The 433-nt window shown below is 62.6% G+C and carries 1 protein-coding gene; it reads right to left on the reverse strand.

Annotated elements, in window-relative coordinates; genetic code table 11:
• Positions 1–433, reverse strand: a 433-nt coding sequence (locus tag L696_RS28765) for a phosphopantetheine-binding protein (RefSeq protein ID WP_155985423.1), incomplete at both ends; no start/stop codon positions are given.

A 433-nucleotide genomic window follows, 5' to 3' on the forward strand; every position in this document is an offset into this window, starting at 1 on the left:
ATGGCGGAACACGTCGCGCAGCGGCAGATCCACGTTCAACTCTTTATGAATCTTGCTGACCAGCGTCGTCGCCCGCAGGGAGTGGCCGCCGATGTCGAAGAAGTTGTCGTGAACGCCAATCTCCTTCGCAAGCCCCAACACCTCCTGCCAAATCGCCGCCAGCTTCGTTTCCAGCTCATTGCGCGGTGCGACGTACTCCGTTCCGCTTCCCGCTTCCCCTTCCGGCGCTGGCAGCGCCTTCCGGTCAATCTTTCCGTTCGGCGTCAGAGGCAGGCGCTCCAGCTCCACGAAGTACGACGGGATCATGTAGCCCGGCAGCTCCTGCGCCAGCGCGCTGCGCAAATCGTTCACCGCCAGCTCCGCTCCGGTATCCGGCGTGTAATACGCGCATAGCGCCTTCTGCCCGTTCGCGTCACTTCGAACCAGCACCACT

This window comes from Paenibacillus maysiensis (assembly GCF_000520815.1).
Taxonomy (GTDB): Bacteria; Bacillota; Bacilli; order Paenibacillales; family Paenibacillaceae; genus Paenibacillus; species Paenibacillus maysiensis.